Origin of the sequence: Amycolatopsis albidoflavus (genome assembly GCF_039525725.1) — a bacterium.
Lineage (GTDB): Bacteria > Actinomycetota > Actinomycetes > Mycobacteriales > Pseudonocardiaceae > Amycolatopsis > Amycolatopsis albidoflava.
In genome coordinates this window covers 206,077-226,450 of the sequence record NZ_BAAAHV010000012.1, presented here as the reverse complement: position 1 = coordinate 226,450, position 20,374 = coordinate 206,077, and the positions used below count along the sequence as shown (strand labels likewise).

General features: G+C 69.8%; 21 protein-coding genes. 12 read left to right on the top strand and 9 right to left on the bottom strand.

The window, feature by feature from the left end; translation table 11 throughout:
- Window positions 1–108: 108 nt before the first annotated feature.
- A complete protein-coding gene (locus ABD156_RS19475; protein ID WP_344275136.1) occupies window positions 109–1,134 on the top strand; it encodes a tyrosine-type recombinase/integrase in 1,026 nt (341 codons plus the stop codon).
- A 4-nt stretch (window positions 1,135–1,138) separates the two neighbouring features.
- Entirely contained in the window at window positions 1,139–1,603 is a 465-nt protein-coding gene (locus tag ABD156_RS19470; protein ID WP_344275133.1) for an SRPBCC family protein, read from the top strand.
- A gap of 281 nt (window positions 1,604–1,884) precedes the next feature.
- Here ABD156_RS19470 and ABD156_RS19465 read toward each other — a convergent pair whose 3' ends face one another.
- Together ABD156_RS19465 and ABD156_RS19460 are read right to left on the bottom strand one after the other, a co-directional pair.
- Window positions 1,885–2,793, bottom strand: a complete 909-nt coding sequence (locus ABD156_RS19465) for a helix-turn-helix domain-containing protein (protein ID WP_344275130.1) — start codon at window positions 2,791–2,793, stop codon at window positions 1,885–1,887.
- Between the two features lie 159 nt (window positions 2,794–2,952).
- Window positions 2,953–3,333, bottom strand: a complete 381-nt coding sequence (locus tag ABD156_RS19460) for a hypothetical protein (RefSeq protein WP_101440048.1) — start codon at window positions 3,331–3,333, stop codon at window positions 2,953–2,955.
- 66 nt (window positions 3,334–3,399) lie between these two features.
- Between ABD156_RS19460 and ABD156_RS19455 the strand changes: the two genes are divergently transcribed.
- A complete protein-coding gene (locus tag ABD156_RS19455; RefSeq protein WP_344275127.1) occupies window positions 3,400–4,176 on the top strand; it encodes a glycerophosphodiester phosphodiesterase family protein in 777 nt (258 codons plus the stop codon).
- 40 nt (window positions 4,177–4,216) lie between these two features.
- Window positions 4,217–5,215, top strand: a complete 999-nt coding sequence (locus ABD156_RS19450; protein ID WP_344275124.1) for a helix-turn-helix transcriptional regulator — start codon at window positions 4,217–4,219, stop codon at window positions 5,213–5,215.
- On the opposite strand, the gene ABD156_RS19445 is transcribed toward ABD156_RS19450, so the two are convergent.
- On the bottom strand, window positions 5,148–5,852 hold the full coding sequence (locus ABD156_RS19445) for a transglycosylase family protein (RefSeq protein ID WP_344275121.1): 705 nt from the start codon (window positions 5,850–5,852) through the stop codon (window positions 5,148–5,150). The genes ABD156_RS19450 and ABD156_RS19445 overlap by 68 nt on opposite strands.
- A gap of 250 nt (window positions 5,853–6,102) precedes the next feature.
- Here ABD156_RS19445 and ABD156_RS19440 point away from each other — a divergent pair, with 250 nt between their 5' ends.
- From ABD156_RS19440 to ABD156_RS19430, 3 genes are all read left to right on the top strand, one after another.
- A complete protein-coding gene (locus tag ABD156_RS19440; RefSeq protein ID WP_344275118.1) occupies window positions 6,103–7,503 on the top strand; it encodes an MFS transporter in 1,401 nt (466 codons plus the stop codon).
- A gap of 22 nt (window positions 7,504–7,525) precedes the next feature.
- Window positions 7,526–8,287, top strand: coding sequence for a thymidine kinase (locus ABD156_RS19435; RefSeq protein WP_344275115.1), 762 nt, complete (start codon window positions 7,526–7,528; stop codon window positions 8,285–8,287).
- Between the two features lie 226 nt (window positions 8,288–8,513).
- The gene (locus ABD156_RS19430) at window positions 8,514–8,861 is read left to right on the top strand and encodes an RNA polymerase-binding protein RbpA (RefSeq protein ID WP_009078445.1); all 348 of its coding nucleotides are present in this window, start codon (window positions 8,514–8,516) and stop codon (window positions 8,859–8,861) included.
- A gap of 395 nt (window positions 8,862–9,256) precedes the next feature.
- Here ABD156_RS19430 and ABD156_RS19425 read toward each other — a convergent pair whose 3' ends face one another.
- The gene (locus tag ABD156_RS19425; protein ID WP_344275104.1) at window positions 9,257–10,138 is read right to left on the bottom strand and encodes an NAD(P)-dependent oxidoreductase; all 882 of its coding nucleotides are present in this window, start codon (window positions 10,136–10,138) and stop codon (window positions 9,257–9,259) included.
- A gap of 22 nt (window positions 10,139–10,160) precedes the next feature.
- Window positions 10,161–10,721 (bottom strand): NADPH-dependent FMN reductase, encoded by a 561-nt coding sequence (locus ABD156_RS19420; RefSeq protein WP_344275101.1) that lies wholly within the window; start codon window positions 10,719–10,721, stop codon window positions 10,161–10,163.
- A gap of 88 nt (window positions 10,722–10,809) precedes the next feature.
- On the opposite strand from ABD156_RS19420, the gene ABD156_RS19415 reads away from it, so the two are divergent.
- A complete protein-coding gene (locus ABD156_RS19415) occupies window positions 10,810–11,268 on the top strand; it encodes a MarR family winged helix-turn-helix transcriptional regulator (protein ID WP_344275099.1) in 459 nt (152 codons plus the stop codon).
- Here the strand turns inward: ABD156_RS19415 and ABD156_RS19410 are convergent.
- Window positions 11,183–12,394: an MFS transporter gene (locus ABD156_RS19410; protein WP_344275097.1), complete on the bottom strand. Its 1,212-nt coding sequence runs from the start codon at window positions 12,392–12,394 to the stop codon at window positions 11,183–11,185. The two genes, ABD156_RS19415 and ABD156_RS19410, sit on opposite strands and share 86 nt — an antisense overlap.
- Before the next feature lie 86 nt (window positions 12,395–12,480).
- Between ABD156_RS19410 and ABD156_RS19405 the strand changes: the two genes are divergently transcribed.
- The 3 genes from ABD156_RS19405 to ABD156_RS19395 all read left to right on the top strand — a co-directional run bounded on the left by ABD156_RS19405 (window position 12,481) and on the right by ABD156_RS19395 (window position 14,421).
- On the top strand, window positions 12,481–12,918 hold the full coding sequence (locus tag ABD156_RS19405) for a winged helix-turn-helix transcriptional regulator (protein ID WP_344275094.1): 438 nt from the start codon (window positions 12,481–12,483) through the stop codon (window positions 12,916–12,918).
- 79 nt (window positions 12,919–12,997) lie between these two features.
- A complete protein-coding gene (locus ABD156_RS19400; RefSeq protein ID WP_344275091.1) occupies window positions 12,998–13,342 on the top strand; it encodes an ArsR/SmtB family transcription factor in 345 nt (114 codons plus the stop codon).
- A complete protein-coding gene (locus ABD156_RS19395; RefSeq protein WP_344275088.1) occupies window positions 13,339–14,421 on the top strand; it encodes an SRPBCC domain-containing protein in 1,083 nt (360 codons plus the stop codon). The genes ABD156_RS19400 and ABD156_RS19395 overlap by 4 nt, the downstream gene beginning before the upstream one ends.
- 7 nt (window positions 14,422–14,428) lie before the next feature.
- Here ABD156_RS19395 and ABD156_RS19390 read toward each other — a convergent pair whose 3' ends face one another.
- Genes ABD156_RS19390 through ABD156_RS19380 form a run of 3 tightly spaced genes read right to left on the bottom strand, consistent with a single transcriptional unit; the run spans window position 14,429 to window position 18,457 of the window.
- Window positions 14,429–15,196, bottom strand: a complete 768-nt coding sequence (locus tag ABD156_RS19390; protein WP_344275085.1) for a polyprenol monophosphomannose synthase — start codon at window positions 15,194–15,196, stop codon at window positions 14,429–14,431.
- A gap of 23 nt (window positions 15,197–15,219) precedes the next feature.
- Complete coding sequence (gene lnt, locus ABD156_RS19385) at window positions 15,220–16,845, bottom strand: apolipoprotein N-acyltransferase (protein WP_344275082.1); 1,626 nt, start codon at window positions 16,843–16,845, stop codon at window positions 15,220–15,222.
- Window positions 16,846–16,855: 10 nt separating this feature from the next.
- Window positions 16,856–18,457 carry an amidohydrolase gene (locus ABD156_RS19380; protein WP_344275079.1) on the bottom strand — a complete coding sequence of 534 codons (1,602 nt, stop codon included), beginning with the start codon at window positions 18,455–18,457 and terminating at the stop codon, window positions 16,856–16,858.
- A 121-nt stretch (window positions 18,458–18,578) separates the two neighbouring features.
- Here ABD156_RS19380 and ABD156_RS19375 point away from each other — a divergent pair, with 121 nt between their 5' ends.
- On the top strand, window positions 18,579–19,970 hold the full coding sequence (locus ABD156_RS19375) for a KamA family radical SAM protein (protein ID WP_344275076.1): 1,392 nt from the start codon (window positions 18,579–18,581) through the stop codon (window positions 19,968–19,970).
- The last annotated feature ends 404 nt before the right edge of the window (window positions 19,971–20,374 follow it).

The following is a 20,374-nucleotide window of genomic DNA, read 5'->3' as shown; positions in this document are numbered from 1 at the left end:
AGCCTCGCCGTGCCCCTTCCGCGGCCATGTTTCATGCATAATCGCTATTATGCATCATATATCAGACAGTGGCTAGCGACGAGCAGCGTCGAAGAAATTGTCGGTGCTGTGCGGTACAAGATCACTATGCTCGTTTCCGAGGCACAGCAAGCGTTCTTCGCGGCACGGCGGCCGCGCAAGGACTCGCCGCACACCACTGCCGCCTATCGGCGCGACCTCGCCGGGATCACCGCTCTCCTGCTGGCGGAGCTGGGTCGTGACGAGGCGGACGTCGAAGAGCTGACAGCGCCGGTGCTGCGGGCCGCCTTCGGCACGTTTGCCGACACTCACGCGAAAAGCTCGGTGCTGCGCGCGTGGTCGACGTGGAACCAGTTCCTCACCTTCTGCGTGTCCGACGGCCTGCTCCCGGGCAATCCGATGGGAGCTGTCGCGCGGCCCAAGACTCCCCCGCTCACGCCGAAACCCTTGCGGGGCGAGGAAACTCCCGAGCAGCTGCTGACCGCCGCGGCCGACGGTGCCCGGCGCGCGCGGGATCCTTGGCCGGAGCGGGATGTGCTGGTGCTGGCGCTCGGGCTGGTCGCGGGCCTGCGGGCAGCGGAAATGCGCGCGCTGACGCCGCGGTCGGTGGTCGGGCGAGACGGTGAACTGCGGCTGCACGTCCACGGCAAGGGCAGCCGGGACCGGTCGATCCCGGTGCAGCCGGCGATGGCGAAACTGATCGAGGACTACCAGGCTTCGTGCCGTCGGCGCTTTCCCCGGCAGCGTTTCCCGGCAAGCGAGCCGCTGCTGCGGGACCGGGCGGGCAACCCGATCGGCCGGGGTGCGCTGGAGTACCTGGTGAAGTCGTGTTACCGGTGGGCGGGCTTGCACGACCGCGTGCCGACGGGCGCGAATCTCCATGCCCTGCGGCACACTTTCGCCACGCGCTTGGCCGAGGACGGTGCGACCGCGTCGGAGATCATGTCCTTGCTGGGCCACGCGAGCCTCGCGACGAGTCAGAACTACATCGAGGCGACCGGCCGGGAACAACGAGCCGCCGCGGCGAGCAACCGCACTTATCGGGCGCTCAACGGGTTGGCCCGGGAGGACTCTTCCGAAGAGGGCGCTGCGCGGGAGGCCGATGTGATTGCATGAGCGGGTGACTGACGAACCTTCGCGCGTCGTGCGCGCCAGCCGTGAGATCGAGGCCCCGGCGGAGCGGATTTTCGAGCTGATCGCCGACCCGTCGCGGCAGCCCAGCTGGGACGGCAACGACAACGTGGCCGAGGCGAAGCCGGGCCAGCGCGTCCACGCGGTGGGCGACGTGTTCACGACGACCCTCACGAACGGCTGGCTCCGAGAGAACCGCATCGTGGAGTTCGAGGAGTCGCGCCGGGTGGCGTGGCGTCCGTCGGAACCGGGCAAGCAGCCGCCGGGCCATTTGTGGCGCTGGGAGCTGAACCCGCTCAGTGCGACGCGCACGGAGGTGACGCACACCTACGACTGGACCGAGCTGGATCCCAACGACACGATGCGCAACACCCGCGCCCGCTCGATGACGGCGGGCAACTTGGCGGCGTCGCTGGAGAACCTGGCGAGGGCGGCGGAACTTCCGCAGTCGTGAGCAGCGCGCGGCGAGTGCACACTGTGCGCCACAAGCGATCCGGACCTGGATGCGGGGCCTCGTTGGCAGTGGGTCGCGCGGATGCTGGCGCTCGGGCGCGTCGAGCAACCGCCGCACGGGCGGAGACTGACGTCAGCCTCTCCCCTGTGCCGGGCGTAGCAGTTCGCCGATACGAAAACCGCCGCGCAGCAGCCACAACCCGCTGCCGAACCAGGTAGCGGTGATCGTCGCGGGCAGGAGTTTCGACCGAGGTTCTCTTCAGCCGCGGGCGCTGTCCCGTGTCATCGATGTGCCCGCAGGGCGGCAGCGAGCCACGTGAAAGCAGGCACGCTGTGCGGACCCGGCGGGCGATTGTCGATCAAGCCCAGCAGCTCCCAGTAGCGTTCGACCCGGGGTTCGGCGACCAGATCAAGCCATTCGAGCAGCGCCCGCGACTCGCTGTCGCCGAAATCGGCGGGCACGATCCGGTCGAGGATCGCGTGTCCGGCGTCAGATTCCGGTCCGATTCCCTGCGCCGCGGCGGGGCCGGCGTGTTCGAGGACCAGCGGCCGGATGTTGAGGCCGAAATCGATGCGGTGGTCGGAGTCGCCGTGGAGCACCATCTGCCGCATGGTGTGCTGGAAGTCGTCGTCGGAGACGAGTTCGGCCAGCTCTATCCAGGCGTCTACCTGGACGGACGTCGGGTCGTCGGGCAACCGCGGCGGCATCTCTCGCATGAACTCGGCGATGACCAGAGCGTCCGGGTCGTCGACGCCGGCGAAGATCTTGTCGACGAAGCCGTCGATGAGCTGTTGCCGTTCGCGGGCCGGCAATCGGGCGAGTTCGTGCATCACGGCCAGTCCTTCGGTCTTGTCGTCTCGGCTGAGGGCGTTGAGCAGGACCGCGCGGTTCAGCCGCAAGAGCTGGATCTGAGCTTCGAGGGCCTCGACGTGGCTCGCGGCGACTTCGGCCAGCGTGGACTGGCTGTCGAGCACCTCTCGTACCTTGTCGAGGCCGAAGCCAAGCTCGCGCAGTGTCCTGACCAGGTGCAGGCGGCCGACCGCGTCGGCACTGTAGAGCCGGTAGCCGCCTGCGGACCGTTCCGCGGGCGGTAGTACTCCGCTGTCGGACCAGAACCGGATCGTCCGCGCGGACAGCCCGGTGCGGCGAGCAAGTTCCCCGATCGGGTAGCGGCCGGTTGCCTCGTCCATGCCCTCAATCTGCACCTTCCACCCGCTGGAAGGTCAACTCGAATTCGGGCAGCCGTCGTGCTCCGGGGAGATCCAGGCGACCAGCCTTCCAGCGCGCCGGGGCCGCGGGGGCTGGCCTCGCCCTCGCGAGACGGAGATTTTCAAGGCAAGAAAGTACCCTCAGCGAAGCTGTTCGAGATCCTTCGCCGCAGCCGCGATCTCCTCGGCCAACTGCCGCAACTCCCCCGCGGAAGCACCATCCTGGGCGGCGGTCACGATGTCCTCCGCAGCACAGCGCAGCTGGAAGAGCCGGTCCTGCAACGCCGCGATCTCGGTGTCCGACAGCACGACCGCGTCTTCGGGCAGGCCGCTGCGTTGCAGGGCGGTCCGGCGTTCGTACGCGCGTTGGCGGCAGGATTGCCCGCAGTAGCGCCGGCGGCGTCCGACGTTGCCGGCTTCGGGCAGGCGGCGTCCGCACCAGCCGCAGTGTTTCGGGGCGTTCGTGCGGCGCGGCACGACGCGTTCGTCGCCGGTCAGAGCGTGTTCGGCCAGTTCCCTCACCCGCCGGACTCTAGCTGTCCATCACGTTCTCACGACGGGGCCACACCGATGGCGCAGACTGGAACCATGCGTCCACCGTTTCCGTACCTCGCCGACTCGCTCCCCCGCGCCTTCGCCCACCGCGGCTGGCATCTCGGCGATCTGGAGGGGCTGGAGAATTCGCTGCCGGCGTTCCAGCGCGCGGTCGCCGAGGGGTACCGCTACCTCGAGACCGACGTGCACGCCACGTCGGACGGGGTGGTCGTCGTCCATCACGACTCGACGCTCGATCGGACGACCGACGGGCGCGGGGCGATCGCGACGCAGACCTGGGCGCAGCTCAAGGACGTCAAGATCGACGGCCGGGCGCCGTTGTCGCGGCTGGAGGATCTGCTCGAGGAGCTGCCGGACGCGTTTTTCAACATCGACGTGAAGGCCGACAGCGCGGTGGTCCCGTTCGTGCGGGCGTTGCAGCGGACCGGGGCGGTGGACCGGGTCGCGGCGGCGTCCTTTTCGGACTCCCGGCTCGCTCGGTTGCGGCGGCTGGCGGGGCCGAAGCTGCTGACCGCGATGGGGCCGCGGTCGGCGTTCCTGTTGTGGGCGAACGGCTGGGCTCCGCTGCTGCCGATCAGCCGGTTCTCGGCGGGCTGGCTGGCGCAGGTTCCGGTGCGGCAGGGGCCGTTGACGGTGGTCGACCGTTCGTTCGTGAAGTCGGCGGTGCGGCGCGGGTTCGAGGTGCACACGTGGACGATCGACGACGCGGACGAGATGCGGACGCTGCTGGACCTCGGTGTGCACGGGATCGTGACGGACCGGCCTGATCTGCTGCGCGAGGTGCTGCGGGAGCGGGGTGCGTGGAAGTAGCGGACAGAACCTGACCGCTGCTCAGGGCAGGATCGAGGGCGTGCCGAAGACCTCCGCGCGGCTGTTGTCGCTGCTTTCGTTGCTTCAGGCTCGGCGGGATTGGCCGGGTGCGCTGCTGGCCGAGCGGCTGGAGGTCAGTCCGCGCACGGTGCGCCGCGACGTCGACCGGTTGCGGGAGCTGGGCTATCCGATCGTCACGACGAAGGGGCCGGACGGCGGTTATCGGCTGGATGCCGGGGCGCAGCTTCCGCCGTTGTTGTTCGACGACGATCAGGCTGTCGCGCTGGCGATCGCGTTGCAGGCGGCGACCGGGGCCGGGATCGAGGAGGCGGCCAGGCGGGCGTTGCAGACTGTGCGGCAGGTGATGCCTGCTCGGTTGCGGCATCGGGTGGACGCCTTGAGCTTCACCGCCGTCGAGCGTCCGGTGCCGAGCGCGGATCCGCAGACTCTCGTGGCGTTGAGCGCGGCGGTGCGTGCCCGGGAGGTGCTGCGGTTCGATTACGCCCCAACGGATACGCCGCCTCGGCGCGTGGAGCCGCATCATCTCGTGACGTGGGGCCAGCGGTGGTATCTGGTCGCGTGGGATCTCGATCGCGAGGACTGGCGCATCTTCCGCGCGGACCGGATCACGCCGCGGACGCCCACCGGGCCGCGGTTCGCGGAGCGCGGGCTGGCCGATGTCGCGGCGTTCGTGGCCGCGAAGTTCCGCGGGACGGATCTGTCCGGCGAATGGCCCTGCCGCGGCGAGGTGATCCTGCATCTCCCGGCGACCGAGGCGGCGAGTTACCTGGCCGACGGCGTGATCGAGGCGCTCGGGCCGGACCGGTGCCGGGTGAGTCTCGGGGCTTGGTCGTGGCGCGGGCTGGCCGCTTCGTTCGGCCGGGTCGACGCTGATCTCGAAGTCGTCGGCCCGGCCGAACTCGCCGAAGCTTTCCGGCAGCTCTCCGCGCGCTACGCCGAGGCGGCGCGGGTCAGCGCGGAGCCTTGCCTTCCCACGCGGCCTTCCACGTCTTCGGACCCAGCCGGCCCGAGTCGTTGATGCCGTTGGCGCGCTGCAGGTCCAGGACCGCGGTGCGGGTCTTGTCGTAGTAGCAGCCGGTGCCGCTGAAGCCGTAGCCGAAGGCGTTCATCCGCAGCTGGAACGTGCGCAGCGCGGGCGCGCAGTCTCCGTAGGCGTAGACGAGGCCGGGCCACGCGGGCGTCGCGCCGGGCGGTCCCGGCGGCGGGGCGGGCTGCGGCTTGGGCGCGGGCGGCGTGGGCAGTCCGCCGCCGCCGATGTAGGCGGCCTCTTCCCAGGCCGGGACACGCTTGCTGCGGGCGTCGCCGTCGTTGGAGAGGCCGAGCATGCCGCCGCATTCCCAGGGCTGCCAGCCGCGCATCCGGTAGAGGTACAGCGCGCGGTAGTCCTGCTCGCGCGGGCTTGCCTGGTCGGGGCGGCCCTGGCCGCCGACGCTGCGCCAGGTGGAGAGATCGAACTGGTAGGCGCCGTAGTAGCCGTTGCCGGTGTTGATCGTGTAGCGGCCGCTCGACTCGCACATGCGGAGCTTGGCCCAGGTGTCCGACTGGGGGTCTGCGGAGGCGGCGCCGGTGACGACGAGTTCCATGCCGAGGACGGCGACCACGAGCAGCAAGGCTCGAGCGGCGGCCCGTCTGGCAGTGCGAACGCGGTTGGTCATGCCACGCACACTAAGCACGTGACTCATGGACCACAAGAGTCACACCACGCACAGCAGTCTCACATGACACGCCCGGATATCCCGGCAGCGACACGCCCGGCCCGGCGTGTCGGATGTTCCTGCGCGCGGCGTGGCGGAAACCGGAAGCGACGAACCGGACACGGTTTGCCCCCTTCGGCGGTACCGGTTGCTCTCCCGGCAGTAATGTCCGGCGCGACCTGGAGATTCATGACCGAACGAGGAGCCGTGGATGACGCTGGCCGAGACCCGGGACAGCAAGCGGGAGCGGTGGGGCTGGTACTTCTACGACTGGGCCAACTCGCCGTTCTATTCGTCGGTCACGACGGTGTTCGGCGCGCTGTACATGAGCACTGTCGCGGCCGCGGACGCGAAGCAGAACATCACCCTTAACGGGGACAGGGCTTGCCTCAACGCGGCGGGAGCGGACGACAAGCTCAACCACTGCGACGTGTCGCTGTTCGGCCTCCACTTCCCCGCCGGTTCGCTCTGGGGCTATCTGCTGTCGGTGGCGACAGTGGTGCAGGTTCTGGTGCTGCCGATCGCGGGCGCGGTGGCCGACCGCAGCCGCAACAAGCGCAAGATCCTCGGCGGGTTCGCCGTGCTGGGCGCGGTGGCGTCGGCGCTGATGTTCTTCATGGCCGGTTCGGACTGGCAGCTGGGCGCGGCGCTGTTCATCGTCGCGAACATCGGCTACGGCGGTTCGCTGGTCGTCTACTACTCGTTCCTGGTGGACATCGCGACGCCGGACGAGCGCGACGACGTCTCGGCCAAAGGCTGGGCGTTCGGCTACCTCGGCGGCGGCCTCGCTCTCGCGCTGCAACTCGCCTTCTACCTCAGTCGCGAGTCCCTCGGCATCGACACCGGCCTCGCGGTGCGGATCTGCTTCCTGACCTCGGGCATCTGGTGGGCCGTCTTCACCATCCCGACGCTGCGGCGGCTTCCCCGCGTCCACGTGCCGACCGCGACCGAACGCGGCGTCTCGGTGCTGCGATCGGGTTTCCGAGAGCTGCGCCAGACGCTCGGCGAGGCGAAGGCGTATCCGCTCACGCTCGCCTTTCTCGGCAGCTACCTGCTCTTCGCGGACGGCATCAACACCGTCGTCACGGTCTCGGCGCAGTACGGGAAGGACGAGCTTCGGTTCTCCGACGAAGTGTTGATCATCACTGTCCTGGTGATCCAGTTCCTCGCCTACGCCGGCGGCGTCCTGCACGGCCTGCTCGCGCGACGCCTAGGCGCGAAGCGGACGATCCTGGTCAGCCTCGTGCTCTGGGTCGTGGTGCTCGGCGGCGCGTACTTCGTGCAGCCGAAGCAGCCGCTGCAGTTCTTCGCCGTGGCGATCGGCATCGGCCTGGTGCTGGGCGGGACGAACGCGCTGGCCAGGTCCCTGTTCAGCCAGATGATCCCGGCCGGGAAGGACGCGCAGTACTACTCGCTTTACGTCGTGGGAGAGAAGGGCACGTCGTGGCTGGGGCCGCTCGTGTTCGCCGGCGTCGGGCAGGCGACCGGGTCGTTCCGGCTGGCCATCATCGCGCTCGTGGTGTTCTTCGTGCTCGGGTTCGTGTTCGTCGCGCTGGTCCCGGTGCGGCGCGCGATCGCGGCCGCCGGCAACCGTCCGCCGGAGGTGCTGTGAGGCCCAGATAGGGTCGGGCGTCGTGACCGCTGCAGACGACGTTGTGCTCGAGGACCCCACCGACGCGCTTTCCGCGGCCCCGCCCGCCGGGGCCCGGCGCAACGGTCCCGCTCGGGGACGGCTGAAGTTCTGCTACGGCCCGATGGACTGCGGGAAGTCGACGCTCGCGCTGCAGATCGACCACAACCACGCGCGCCAGGGCCGGCGCGGGCTCGTGCTGGTCCGCCACGACCGGTCCGGCGCGCCGCAGATCACCAGCCGGATCGGCCTCGCGCGGCGCGCGACCGAGGTCGCGACCGGCACCGACATCCGGGACCTGGTGCGCGAGCAGTGGGCGCGCGGGCAGCACGTGGACTACGTGATCGTGGACGAGGCGCAGTTCCTCTCCCCCGTCCAGGTCGACCAGCTCGCGGAACTCGCCGACGAGGCGGGCATCGACGTGTACTGCTTCGGCATCGCGACCGACTTCCGCAGCAGGCTGTTCCCCGGGGCCTCCCGCCTGTTCGAACTCGCCGACGAGCTGCAGCCGGTCCAGGTCGAGGTGCTCTGCTGGTGCGGGCTGCCCGGCCGGTTCAACGCGCGGGTCCGCGACGACGTGATTCTCCGTGACGGAGACACCGTTGTGGTAGCAGATACCGAACACTCCGTAGTTGAATCTTCAGCTTCACCACGGTCTGATGCCGAAATGGTCACGGTCCGTTATCAGGTACTGTGCCGTCGCCACTTCCGCTCGGGGGATCTGGGACCCGCTGCCGCCCAGCACGGTCAGTTACGGTTGTCCTAGAGCTAACCTAACTAGCCCGACTGGGGGATATCCGCACTAAGAAGGCGGTATCCGCGTCACGTCAGAGGGCGAAAGGACTCCCTCTGGAGGAAGCTGAAGACCACGGGTGACGCAGCTCATCGTGAGCAGCGACATGGGGCGCCGGGAATCCCTCGGATGCCTCGTTCGTTGCATAGGGTGAGCATCACCCTGGCTCCACCCGGAGCTGACTGAAAGGAATCCCACTATGGCCGACCGTGTTCTCCGTGGAAGCCGGCTGGGAGCGGTCAGCTACGAGACCGACCGCAATCACGACCTCGCTCCGCGCCGTACCGTGCGCTACTCCTGCCCCAAGAACCACGAGTTCGAGGTGCCGTTCTCCGACGACGCCGAGATCCCGACGGTGTGGGAGTGCCGCCTGCACGGCAGCGAATCCGAGATCGTCGACGGCGGGCAGCCCGAGCAAAAAAAGGTCAAGCCCCCCAGGACCCACTGGGACATGCTGCTGGAGCGCCGCTCCATCCCCGAGCTCGAGGACCTGCTGAACGAACGTCTCGCCGAGCTCAAGGGACGCCGGACCAGCCGGTCCGCTTGAGCCTCGGCCAGTAGCTGGCTCCCACCACCGAACAGGAACGGCCCCCGCGACCTCCCCCCGCGGGGGCCGTTTCGCGTCTTCGGCACGTCTCCCCCGCGACACAGCGCGGCTCGCAACGGGCGCGGGCAGCGGGCGCGGGCAGCGGGCAGCTTGACCGGCGGCGCGAGGATGTCGGGGGTCTGCGACGCATAAAGGACGCGTCGACGTCGCCGAAGCACGGTCCGCGACGGCTCTTCCCAGGCGCGCACCGGGTCGTCGACCGGCGCGTCGCGGTCGCAGCGGTCGCCGGCCTATGCGAGCGGCGCGCCGCTGAGCACAGGTCCGGACTGTCCGCGCGGGGTCGTCCCGCTGTTCCGGGCGGGCTCGCGGGTTCGATCCTGCCCGGAACAGCGGGATCAGGCGGTCGTTCCTTCGGACCGCCGGCGGGTGACTTCGGCGATGCTGGCCCAGTCGAGGTCCGCGCCGATCTGCTCGACCGCGGTGGCGAACACGTCGTGCAGGACCGGCCCGGTGGGCAGGTCGACGCCGAGATCGCCCGCTGTGCGCAGCGCGAGGTCCAGGTCCTTCAATCCGAGCGTCGTGGTGAATCCCGGCGGGGTGTAGGAGCCCGCGGCGATGGAGTCGCCGTAGCCGCGGTACACCGGGCCGGGGAACACCGAATCGGTGATCGTCTCGACGAACCGCCCGGCGTCCAGGCCGGCGTGCTGCAGCAGGGTGATCGACTCGGACAGTGCCTGCAGCGCGTGGATGATCAGGTAGTTGACCGAGATTTTCGCCGTCGGGGCGGCGTCCGCGGCGTCGCCGAAGTCCCAGACCCGCCGGCCGATCGCGGCGAGCATCGGCTCCGCCTCGGCGCGGACGGCGGCGTCGCCGGAGACCAGCACGGCGAGGTTCCCGGCCGTCACGGCTTCCGGGCGGCCGATCACCGGGGCGCTGAGGTAGCGCTCGCCGAGCGCGGCGAATTCGCGGGCGGCGGGCGGGCTGATGGTCGCGTGGTTGACGTGGAGGAAGCCTTCCGGCGCGGAGCGGATCCGCTCGTCGGTGAACACCTGGCGAACCGCGTCTTCGTTGCTGAGCATGGAAAAGACGGTTCCGGTGGCGATCGCGGCCTCGGGGGTGTCGACCACGGTCGCGCCTCGTGCGGCCAGGTCGTCCGCCTTGCCCGCGGTGCGGCTCCACACTGTGACGTCGTAGCCCGCGTCGAGCAGGCGGCCGGCCATGGCGGCGCCCATCCTCCCGAGCCCGATGAAGCCGATCCGGCGTGCGGTTGCTGGCATGTCTGGTTCTCCGTTTCTTCGGTCAGCCGAGCGCTTCGGTCATCTCGCGGTCGATCCTGCGCAGCAGTGCGCGGTTCGGGTGCAACGTGCGGTCGAGGTCGCGCAGCTGCCAGTTTTCGTCCACGTCCTGGTCGGTGATGACGGCTTCGACGTGCGTGTCGAGCACGCGCATGTGCAGCCCGTGCAGGACGCCGATGAACTGTTCGGCGGCCTTGTCGCCCCCGCGAGTGCCATAGGTGAGCAGGCTTGCCGGGCGGTCGCGCCATTCCCGGTACAGGTAGTCCAGCGCGTTCTTGAGCACCCCCGGGTAGCCCCAGTTGTACTGCGGGAACACGAAGACGAAGCCGTCGTAGCCCTGTACGAGCCCGCTCCACGCCCGGGTGTGCTCGTGTTCGTACTGCTGCAGCGCGGCTTTGACGGGTTCGTCGAGGAACGGCAGCGCGAGGTCGGCGAGATCGACCAGGTCGTAGGCGAGGTCGCTGCCTTCTCCCAGCGCGTCGCGCGCCCAGGCGGCGATCCCGCCGCAGATGCGGGCGGGGCGGGTGCTGCCGACGACGACGGCGACGCGTTTCCGGTCCGCCATGCACCTCTCCAGGTTCGTCTCAGGTATTGTTCGTGTTACTAACTAAAATAGTTGGTGTCGCGAACTCGGTCAAGCTAACCTGGCCGCTGTGACCGATTCCTCCCCTGAAAACGCCCCGGCCCCGGACCTGGTCGACGGGCTCATGCAGCTGTCGTTCGTCGTGCAGGCGATCCTGGGCCGTCTCGCCGGAGAACACGGCCTGTCGGTCACCCAGCTGCGGATGCTCGCCGTGCTCGACGACCGCGAGATCGGCATGCGGCAGCTGGCCGGGATCCTGGAACTGGAGAAGTCCAGCGTCACCGGGCTCGTCGACCGCGCCGAGCGGCGCGGGCTGGTGCGGCGGAACGCGGTGCCCGGCAACCGGCGCGCCGTGCACGTCACCGACACCGAGGACGGCCGGGCGGTCGTGCGGCTGGTGCGCGAGGCGATCCGGGCCGAGATCGGCCAGCTGGCCGGCACCCTCAGCGACAGCAGGCAGGATTCCTTTCGCCGCTCGATGGCAGCACTGATCCGGCACTACGTCGCCGAGCACGACATTCCGCTGTGAACCACACCGCGAACGCGCATCCGGCGAACGCCGCGCCCAGGGTGCTGGAGCCGGTCCAGCCCGCCGCCGCGAACGCGGTGGTCGTCGCGGCCGCGCCCAAGGCGGAGCCGAGCGAGTAGAAGATCATGTAGCCGCCGATGACGCTGCTCGTGCGGTCCGGATGGGCCGCGGTGAGCAGGTGCTGATTGCTGACATGCACCGCCTGCACGGCGAAATCAAGCACCAGCACGCCCAGGCCGAGCAGCCACAACGACGGTTGCCCGACCGCCAGCCACGACACCGCCAGCAGGACCAGCGCTCCGCCGGTAACGAGGCTCGTGTGTCCCCTGTCCGCCCAACGTCCAGCGCGGGCGGCGCCCAGTGCGCCTGCCAGACCCACCAGCCCGAACAGGCCGATCTGCGCGGTGCTCAGGTTCCACGGATCCGCGGCGAGCGGCAGCGACAGGCCGCTCCACAGCGAGCCGAACGAGGCGAACAGGAAGAACGCGATCAGGCCCCTCGAGAGGAACAGCGGCTCGCGGAACTGGCCGCCGAGCGACGTCAGCACCTGCCGGTACGTCGTGCCGTCGCGGCGCGGGTCGGGCGGCATCGTCTTCAGCACGAGACCGGCGAGCGCCACCAGCAGCACCGCGAGCGCAACGTAGACGCTGCGCCAACCCCATAGCTCGGCCAAGGCACCGGCGGCGACGCGAGCACCGAGGATTCCGACGACGACACCGGACGTCACGACGCCGAGCGTGCGGCCGCGTTCGTCCGAAGTGGACAGTGCGGCGGCGTAGGCGACTGTCGTCTGCACGACCACCGCGAACAGGCCCGCGAGCACCAATCCGGTCAGCAGCAACCAGGTTTGAGTGGCGGCTGCGGCCAATGCGGTGCCGGCCGCGGTCAGCAGCAGGTGTCCGGCGATGAGCTTGCGGCGGTCGACGAGATCGCCGAGCGGGACCAGCACGGCGAGCCCGGCCAGGTAGCCGAGCTGTCCGGCGGCGACGATCCAGCCCACTCCCGCGTCCGGCACGCCCAGGTCTCCGCCGATCTCGGCCAGAACCGGCTGAGCGGCGTAAATGCTCGCGACGGCGACCGCGCACACCGCGGCGAACACCGTCCGGCGGCCCGTGGTGAGGCCCATGACTCCCCCAATCAGTAGCGAATTGCAACTGATCGCACCGTACGGCAGAATGGTTTCAAAGAGCAACTCATCAAGGAGGCGCGCTCGTGGGCGAGAACCCGGCCTGGACCGACCCGTCGTGTCCGGTGGCCCGCACCCTGGACCTCGTCGGCGACCGGTGGAGCCTGCTGATCGTCCGCGACGCGATGGACGGCGCACGGGCGTTCACCGACTTCCAGCAGCGCACCGGCATCGCCCGCAACATCCTCACCGACCGCCTGCGCCGCCTGGTCGAGCGCGGCGTGCTCGACCGGCAGACCGCGGAGTCCGGCAAGCGGCAGGTCTACTCGCTCACGCCGGCCGGGCGAGATCTGTTCACGGTCGTCGTCGCGCTCCGGCAGTGGGGCGAGCGGCACGCCTTCTCCCCCGGCGAAGACCACTCCGTGCTCGTCGACGAGGCCGGCCAGCCGGTTCCGCGGCTCAAGCCGGTCGCGGCGAGCGGCGCGGCGGTCGACGTCGAGACGACCTCGGTGCGCAAGAGCTGAATCCCGCTTGCCCCTTGCCCTCGGGGCGCGACGAGCTTATTGTCAACGTACTGCTTGATAAAGAGATCGGTTGATAAAAATGTCCGTTGACAACGTCGAGGACCGGCTGGACCGGGCGTTCACCGCGCTCGGCGACCCGATCCGGCGCGCGCTGATCGCCCGGCTCTCCCGCGGCGAAGCGACCGTGAACGAGCTGGCCGAGCCGTTCCCGGTGACGAAGCAAGCCGTGTCGCGGCACGTCCAGGTGCTGGAGGCGGCCGGGCTCATCACGCGCAGCCGCGACGGCCAGCGCCGCCCGTGCCACCTCAACGCCGCCGCTCTCGAAGAACTGACCAGCTGGATCGACGCCTACCGGCTCACCCGCGAACGCGAGTTCCGCCGCCTCGACAGCCTCCTCGAAGAGACCAAGGAGCAAGACAAATGACCGCGACCACCATCACCGCCCAGCCCGGCAGCCCGTTCATCGAGGTCGTCCGCGATTTCGACGCGACCCCCACGCAACTCTTCCGCGCTTACACCGACCCTGACCTGATCACCCGCTGGCTCGGCCCGCGCGACATCGAAATGCGCATCCTGGAGTTCGACGCGCACGCCGGCGGGGCGTACCGCTACGTGCATCGCGACACCGACGGCAGCGAGTACTTCTTCCACGGCGTCTTCCACGCGGTGGAGAACGCCGAGCGGATCGTGCAGACCTTCGAGTACGAGGGCGCGCCGGGCAACGTCAGCCTGGAGAGCATGACCTTCGAAGACCTCGACGGCCGGACGCGGTTGCGGACCCGGTCGGTCTTCCCGAGCGTCGAGGCGCGCGACGCCATGGTCGCGAGCGGGATGGAGCGCGGGATCCTCGATTCGATGGACCGGCTCGACGAACTCGCGCGCGACGCGGACCGGCCGGAGGCGAGCCGGGTGGTCGTGGACATCTCGATGTCGCTGGACGGCTACGTCACCGCCCCGGGCGCCGGTCCCGACCACGGGCTCGGCATCGGCGGAGAACCGCTGCACGCCTGGGTGTCCGACCCGACGCCGCGCGATGCGGAGATCCTGCACCGGTCGTTCACCGACACCGGCGCGGTGGTCATGGGCCGCGCCATGTTCGACGTCGTGGACGGCCCCAACGGCTGGGCCGACGAGGACGGCTACGGCGAGGGAGAGGACCGGATCCCCGCGCCGCCGGTGTTCGTCGTCACCCACGCCCGGCCCGAAAAAGTGCGGCTGGGCGCGCGGTTCCGGTTCGTCACCGACGGCCTCGAAAGCGCGATCGAACAGGCGCGCGCGGCTGCGGGCGGGAAGAACGTCACCGTGGGCGGCGGCGGGTCGATCGCGTCGCAGGTCCTCTACGCCGGCTTGGCGGACGTGCTGCGGATCCACCTCGCGCCGATCGTCCTCGGTGACGGAACCCCGTTGTTCCCCAAGGGAAATCCCGCGCCGGTGCGCCTGGAGCCGCTCGGTACGGTGTCGACGCCGGGCGCCGAACACCTCACCTACCGCGTCCTGAACTAGAGAACCGTCAGCCTCGGCCCAGCAGCTTCTTCAGCTGGGCCAGGCGGCGCTGCACGCCCCACTCCGCGACCCGGAAGAACGCCTCGGACATGATGCCGCCGCTCATCTTCGACACGCCGATCTCCCGGTCGGTGAAGGTGATCGGCACCTCGACGATGTCGAACCCGGCGTCCGCGGTGCGGCGCGTGAGGTCGATCTGGAAGCAGTAGCCGTGCGAGGCGACCTCGTTCAGCGCCAGCTTCTCCAGCACCGGGCGGCGGTACACGCGGAACCCCGCGGTCATGTCCGCCACCTTGATCCCGAGCGCGATCCGCGAGTACAGGTTCGCCCCGCGCGAGAGCAGCGTCCGGCGCAGCGGCCAGTTCACCGTGCTGCCGCCGGGCACGTACCGCGACCCGATCGAGAGGTCCGCGTCGCCGACCGCGTCCAGCAGGCGCGGCAGGTCCTCCGGCGCGTGCGAACCGTCGGCGTCCATCTCCACGAACGTCGCGTAGCCGTGCTCCATCCCCCAATGGAACCCGGCGATGTAGGCCTTGCCGAGGCCTTCCTTCGCGGTGCGGTGCAGCACGTGCACCCGCTTGTCCGCGGCCGCGCGCTCGTCGGCCAGCTCGCCGGTGCCGTCCGGGCTGCCGTCGTCGACGACGAGCACGTCGACGTCCGGAAGTGCCTTGTGGAGCCGGTCCAGCACCGGGCCGAGGTTCTCCCGCTCGTTGTAGGTCGGGATCACCACCAGCACCGGTTCGATCGTGTCGGCCCCCCGAGGCGCCTGCGCCATCCGTCTCCTCCGCATCCGGCGAGTCAGCCCGCCGCTTCCCCTGCTGTGGTCCCCGTTGTCACTGTCTTGCCGGTACCGCGCCGGGTGCGAAAACGGAGCACGAACCCGCCGGCGACACCCGCGATCGCCAACGCCAGCAGTCCGTACTCCGTCCACGCACCGATTCGATCCGACAGCGTAGTCTGCGTGCGCAGCGGCACGCGCCCGACCAGGGCATCCGCCGTGAAAAGCCCGGTGGAGCTGGTGATCGTCCCGTCCGGGGCGACCAGCGCGCTCACCCCGGACACCGCCGACACCACCACCGCGCGCCCGTGCTCGACCGCGCGCAGCCGCGCCATCGCGAGCTGCTGGTAGCTCATCTCCCCCGGCCCGTACCACGCGTTGTTGGTCGGCACGACGAGCAGTTCGCCGCCCGCGTTCGTCGCGTCGCGCGCCGGGCCGTCGAACGCCGACTCGTAGCAGATGAACACGCCGATCTTGGTTCCCGCGACCGACAGCGCGGCGTTGGAGCCGTCGCCGGGACGCATGTCGCGGGTGTCGTCGATGAACGGCGTCACCAGCCGCGCGATCGCGCGGGCGGGCACGTACTCGCCGAAGGGCACCAGATCCTGCTTGACGTAACGCTGTCCCGGGCCGGTCTTCGGATCCCAGACGACAGCGGAGTTTTCCGCGGCCCCGTCCGGCGTGCGCACGAGCGCGCCGATGATCCCGGGCGTCCCGAAGGCCGACAGCATCTGGTCGACGCCCGGGTCGTCGCCGTCCAGCGGCGTCGAGGTTTCCGGCCACAGCACCAGATCCGGCTTCGGTGCCTGTCCTGATTGGACCTTCTGCAGCAGACGGGAGCTTTCGGCGAGGGCGTTCGCGCGCAGCACCCCGCGCTGTCCCTGCAAAGCCAGGCCGATGTCCGGCGCGTTGCCCTGCACGGACGCGACGGTGAGCGAACCGTTCTGCGCCTCGGTGCCGATCGTCGGCCACACCGCGAGCCCCGCGGCGGCTGGAAGGACGGTGAACACGGCAGGCCACACCAGCGCGCGATCCCAGGCCTTGCGAGTGCGCCACAGCGCGCTTATCGCGGCTGCGAGGCCGAAACCAGTGAGCACGACGGCGAACCCGACCAGCGGCGCACCGCCGACCGACGCCAGCGACAGGAACGCGCCCTCGGGCTGGCTGAACGCGACCCGGCCCCACGGGAACCCGCCGAACGGGAACCAGGTGCGCGGCGTCTCGAGCGCGATGAACACCAGAGCGCCCCAGAGCGGTGCCAGCGGCAGCCGCGCCACGACCCGGATCAGCCACCCGGCGAGTCCGAAGTAGAGCGACAGCGCGAACGACAGCGCCAGCCACGGCAGCGGCCCGAAGTCGCGGCCGAGGAAGTCCTGCAGCCACACCAGCAGCGGCACGAAGAACGCCATGCCGAACACGAAGCCGTACCCGAACGCGCCGCGGAACGACCGTCCACGAAGGACCAGCGCGAACGCGGCGAACGCGATCGGGGCCAGCCACCACAGCGGGCGCGGGGCGAAGCTGAGGTAGTAGCCGTAGCCCGTCGCCGCCGTCGCCAGGACGCGCGCGAGCCAGGGCTTCCACGCCCGCTTTCGCTTGGTCTTGTGCGGAACGCCCGAATCGGCGTCCGCCACGCTCACTGCCACACCCGGAACTCTAAGCGGCCGGTGTGAACTCGTCGTAGATGACCGTCCCGCCGCGAACCGTGCGCAGGCAGCGCGGCAGCGACGCGCCCGGCTCCAGCCTCGGCAGCGGCGGCACGCCCGAACGCGGGTCGGTGGACCAGCGCTGCACGCGGCTGTCGGCCGTGGCGACGACGAGGTCGGCCGCGTCCCAGATCGCGTAGTGCGCGGGCGCGCCGGGGACAAGGCTGCCGGTGACGCCGTCGTTGACGCCCGCCGCGCGGTGTCCGGCGCGCGTGTGCGCGGTGAACGCGGCGCGCGCGGAGAGGCGCGCTTCGGGAGTGTGGTGGTGCACGGCTGCGCGTACGGCGGCCCACGGGTCGACAGCGGTCACCGGCGCGTCGCTGCCGAAGGCAAGCACAACGCCTTCAGCGGCGAGCTGTGCGAAGGGGTTCAGCGCTGCCGCGCGGGCGCCGAGACGTTCGGAGTACATGCCGGAGTCGCCGCCCCAGGCTTCGTCGAACAGCGGCTGCACGGACGCGACGACGCCCCAGCCGGCGAGTGCGCGCGCCTGGTCTTGAGTGACCATCTCCAGGTGCTCCAGCCGGTGGTGCCGCGCGGCGAGGGGACGCTGGCCGACCTGCTTCTCGGCGAGCCGGAACCCCTCGATCACCTCGCCGACCGCGGCGTCGCCGATAACGTGGAAGCCCGCCTGCAGCCCGACTTCGGTGCAGGCGACGAGGTGATCGGCGATGACCGCGGCGTCGGCGTAGAGGGAGCCGGAGGTGCCGGGCTCGTCGGAGTACGGAGAGGTGAGGGCGGCGGTGCGGGAGCCGAGCGCTCCGTCCACGAAAAGGTCTCCGGCGACGCCGTGCGCGCCGAGGCGGCGGGCGGTGTCGAAGGCGTTCAGCTCGCCCCAGTAGCCGACGATCTCCGGCAGGGCCGGGTCGGCCAGCGCGAGGAGGTCGGCGAAGTCTTCCTCGCCGGAGATGTCCGGGCCCGCGCATTCGTGCACCGACACGATCCCGCGCGCGGCGGCCGTCGAGAGGAACGCGCGCTGGGCTTCTTGACGCTGCGCTCGGGTGATCGCGTCTCGGGCCGCCCCGCGGACGAGGTGGTGGGCCGCGCGGGTGAGCGGGCCGTCTGCGGACCATCCCGCCGCGGACTCGACGCCCGGCGCGAGTTTCGCAAGCGCGCTCGAGACCAGCGCGGAGTGGACGTCGACCCGGCTCAGGTAGACGGGCGTGTCCCCGGCGGCGGCGTCGAGTTCGGCGCGGCTCGGCAGCCGCTGCTCGGTCCAGGACGACTCGTCCCAGCCGTGCGCGAGCAGGACCTGTCCCGGGACGACGGCCCCGCGAACCGCGGCGAGCAGGTCGGCTGAGCTGCGGATCGCGGTCAGGTCGAGACCGGTCAGGTGCAGGCCGGTGGAGGTGGCGTGGACGTGCGCGTCCACGAACGCCGGCGCGACGAACGCTCCGCCCAGGTCGACGACCTCGGCGTCCGGGTGCAGCGCGCGGGCCGGAGCGTCCTGGCCGACCCACACCACGGTGCCGCCCGAGACCGCCATCGCGGTGGCGTCCGGGGAGGACGGGGTGTAGACGCGGCCGCCGAGCAGGAGCGTGGTGCTGTCGTTCACTCCCCGAGTCTCCCGCCTGGTCCCCCGAGCAGGGCAGACCGGGTCATCGTGCAGAAAGATTTACGGTCGACTAACGTTATGGCAGGATATTTTCACGCGTTCCCGACGACTAGGAGTACAGATGACTGCGATCCAGGAACCTGTGCCGACTGCCGCCGCCTTCGACCAGCCGTACGAGTACGTCCGCGCAGAGTTGGCAGAACCCGACTGGCGCCGGTTCCCCGGCTGGCACGACGTCACCGAAGCAGAGTGGCGGGACGCCCAGTGGCAGCGCGTGCACTGCGTGCGCAACGCCAAGCAGCTGCGGGCGCTGATGGGCGATCTGCTGGAGGAGCGGTTCTACGAGGACCTGCTCGCCGACCAGCGCGAGATGGCCACGATGTCGATGCTGCTGCCGCCGCAGATGATCAACACGATGGCCCCGCACGCGGGCACCGACCCGGCGAAGGTGACCGAGGCGTTCTACGCCGACCCCATCCGCCGCTACATGCTTCCCGTGCGCAGTGACCGGCATCCCGTGTGGCCGAGTCACCCGCACGCCGAACGCGACTCGCTGCACGAGGCCGAGATGTGGGTGGTCGAGGGGCTCACCCACCGCTACCCGACGAAGGTGCTGGCCGAGATGATCTCGACCTGCCCGCAGTACTGCGGGCACTGCACCCGGATGGACCTCGTCGGCAACTCGACCGAACAGGTCGAGAAGCACAAGCTCGCGCTCAAGCCGGTCGACCGGCAGGACGCGATGATCGACTACCTGAAGCGCACCCCCGGCGTCCGCGACGTGGTCGTCTCCGGCGGCGACGTAGCGAACGTGCCGTGGCCGCAACTGGAGTCCTTCCTGATGCGCCTGATGGACATCGAGACGGTCCGCGACATCCGCCTGGCCACGAAGGCGCTCGCGGCGCTGCCGCAGCACTGGCTGCAGCCGAAGGTGACCGAGGGGTTGCAGCGGGTCGCCCTTACCGCGCAGGCCCGTGGGGTGAACCTGGCTATTCACACGCACGTGAACCATGCGCAGTCGGTGACGCCGTTGGTGGCGGAGGCTGCGCGGACGGCGTTGCAGGTCGGGGTGCGGGATGTGCGCAATCAGGGCGTGTTGATGCGCGGGGTCAATGCCACTCCGGCTGCGCTTTTGGATCTTTGCTTCGCTTTGCAGGGCGAGGCTAACATTTTGCCGTATTACTTTTATATGTGCGACATGATTCCTAATGCGGAGCACTGGCGGGTTTCTGTGCATGAGGCGCAGGAATTGCAGCATTCTATTATGGGGTACTTGCCGGGGTATGCCACGCCGCGGATTGTGTGCGATGTGCCGTATGTCGGGAAGCGGTGGGTGCACCAGTTGGCGGAGTACGACCGGGAGCTGGGGATTTCGTACTGGACCAAGAATTATCGGACCGGGATCGAGCACGAGGACCCGGAGGCGTTGCAGCGGAAGTACCCGTATTACGACCCGATCCAGACGCTGCCCGAGGCCGGGCAGAAGTGGTGGGTCGACCAGAAGACCTGCTAACCCGAGCACATGATCCCGAGCGCTTGCCCGCGACTGGGCGACAGACCCGCAAGCCACGGGATCCGAGCCCTGCCATAGGCGAACCGCGCAGGGGAAGAAGACCTCAAAGTGGTGCCTGGCCAGCGGGTATACTGCCGGCCAGGCACCACCAAAGCGCCGCGACGTCGCCGTCGGTGCGATGAAACAGCCCGACCTGCTCGGCCATGCGAGCCCGGGACGTCCGCGATTCTGATCGGCGGACGGCCCAGATACTCCATAGTGGACACTCACGCAATGCTTCCGGCCCGCCGGTCCGATTGCCTATATTTTGCCGTCCAGAAATCCAGGGTCCGACTATTTCGATCCCGCCGGAACGCAGCCCGCAAGCCGCATCGCGCCTTCGCATGTTTCCGGTTTCGCGGGCT

What these genes read in the sequence shown, in the direction of transcription:
- ABD156_RS19445 (WP_344275121.1), bottom strand. Translation starts at nt 5,852, where the DNA reads ATGACCAACCGCGTTCGCACTGCCAGACGGGCCGCCGCTCGAGCCTTG.
- ABD156_RS19390 (WP_344275085.1), bottom strand. Translation starts at nt 15,196, where the DNA reads ATGGCGCAGGCGCCTCGGGGGGCCGACACGATCGAACCGGTGCTGGTG.
- ABD156_RS19440 (WP_344275118.1), top strand. Translation starts at nt 6,103, where the DNA reads ATGACGCTGGCCGAGACCCGGGACAGCAAGCGGGAGCGGTGGGGCTGG.
- ABD156_RS19375 (WP_344275076.1), top strand. Translation starts at nt 18,579, where the DNA reads ATGACTGCGATCCAGGAACCTGTGCCGACTGCCGCCGCCTTCGACCAG.
- ABD156_RS19410 (WP_344275097.1), bottom strand. Translation starts at nt 12,394, where the DNA reads ATGGGCCTCACCACGGGCCGCCGGACGGTGTTCGCCGCGGTGTGCGCG.
- ABD156_RS19455 (WP_344275127.1), top strand. Translation starts at nt 3,400, where the DNA reads ATGCGTCCACCGTTTCCGTACCTCGCCGACTCGCTCCCCCGCGCCTTC.
- ABD156_RS19425 (WP_344275104.1), bottom strand. Translation starts at nt 10,138, where the DNA reads ATGCCAGCAACCGCACGCCGGATCGGCTTCATCGGGCTCGGGAGGATG.
- ABD156_RS19430 (WP_009078445.1), top strand. Translation starts at nt 8,514, where the DNA reads ATGGCCGACCGTGTTCTCCGTGGAAGCCGGCTGGGAGCGGTCAGCTAC.
- ABD156_RS19465 (WP_344275130.1), bottom strand. Translation starts at nt 2,793, where the DNA reads ATGGACGAGGCAACCGGCCGCTACCCGATCGGGGAACTTGCTCGCCGC.
- ABD156_RS19395 (WP_344275088.1), top strand. Translation starts at nt 13,339, where the DNA reads ATGACCGCGACCACCATCACCGCCCAGCCCGGCAGCCCGTTCATCGAG.
- ABD156_RS19420 (WP_344275101.1), bottom strand. Translation starts at nt 10,721, where the DNA reads ATGGCGGACCGGAAACGCGTCGCCGTCGTCGTCGGCAGCACCCGCCCC.
- ABD156_RS19400 (WP_344275091.1), top strand. Translation starts at nt 12,998, where the DNA reads ATGTCCGTTGACAACGTCGAGGACCGGCTGGACCGGGCGTTCACCGCG.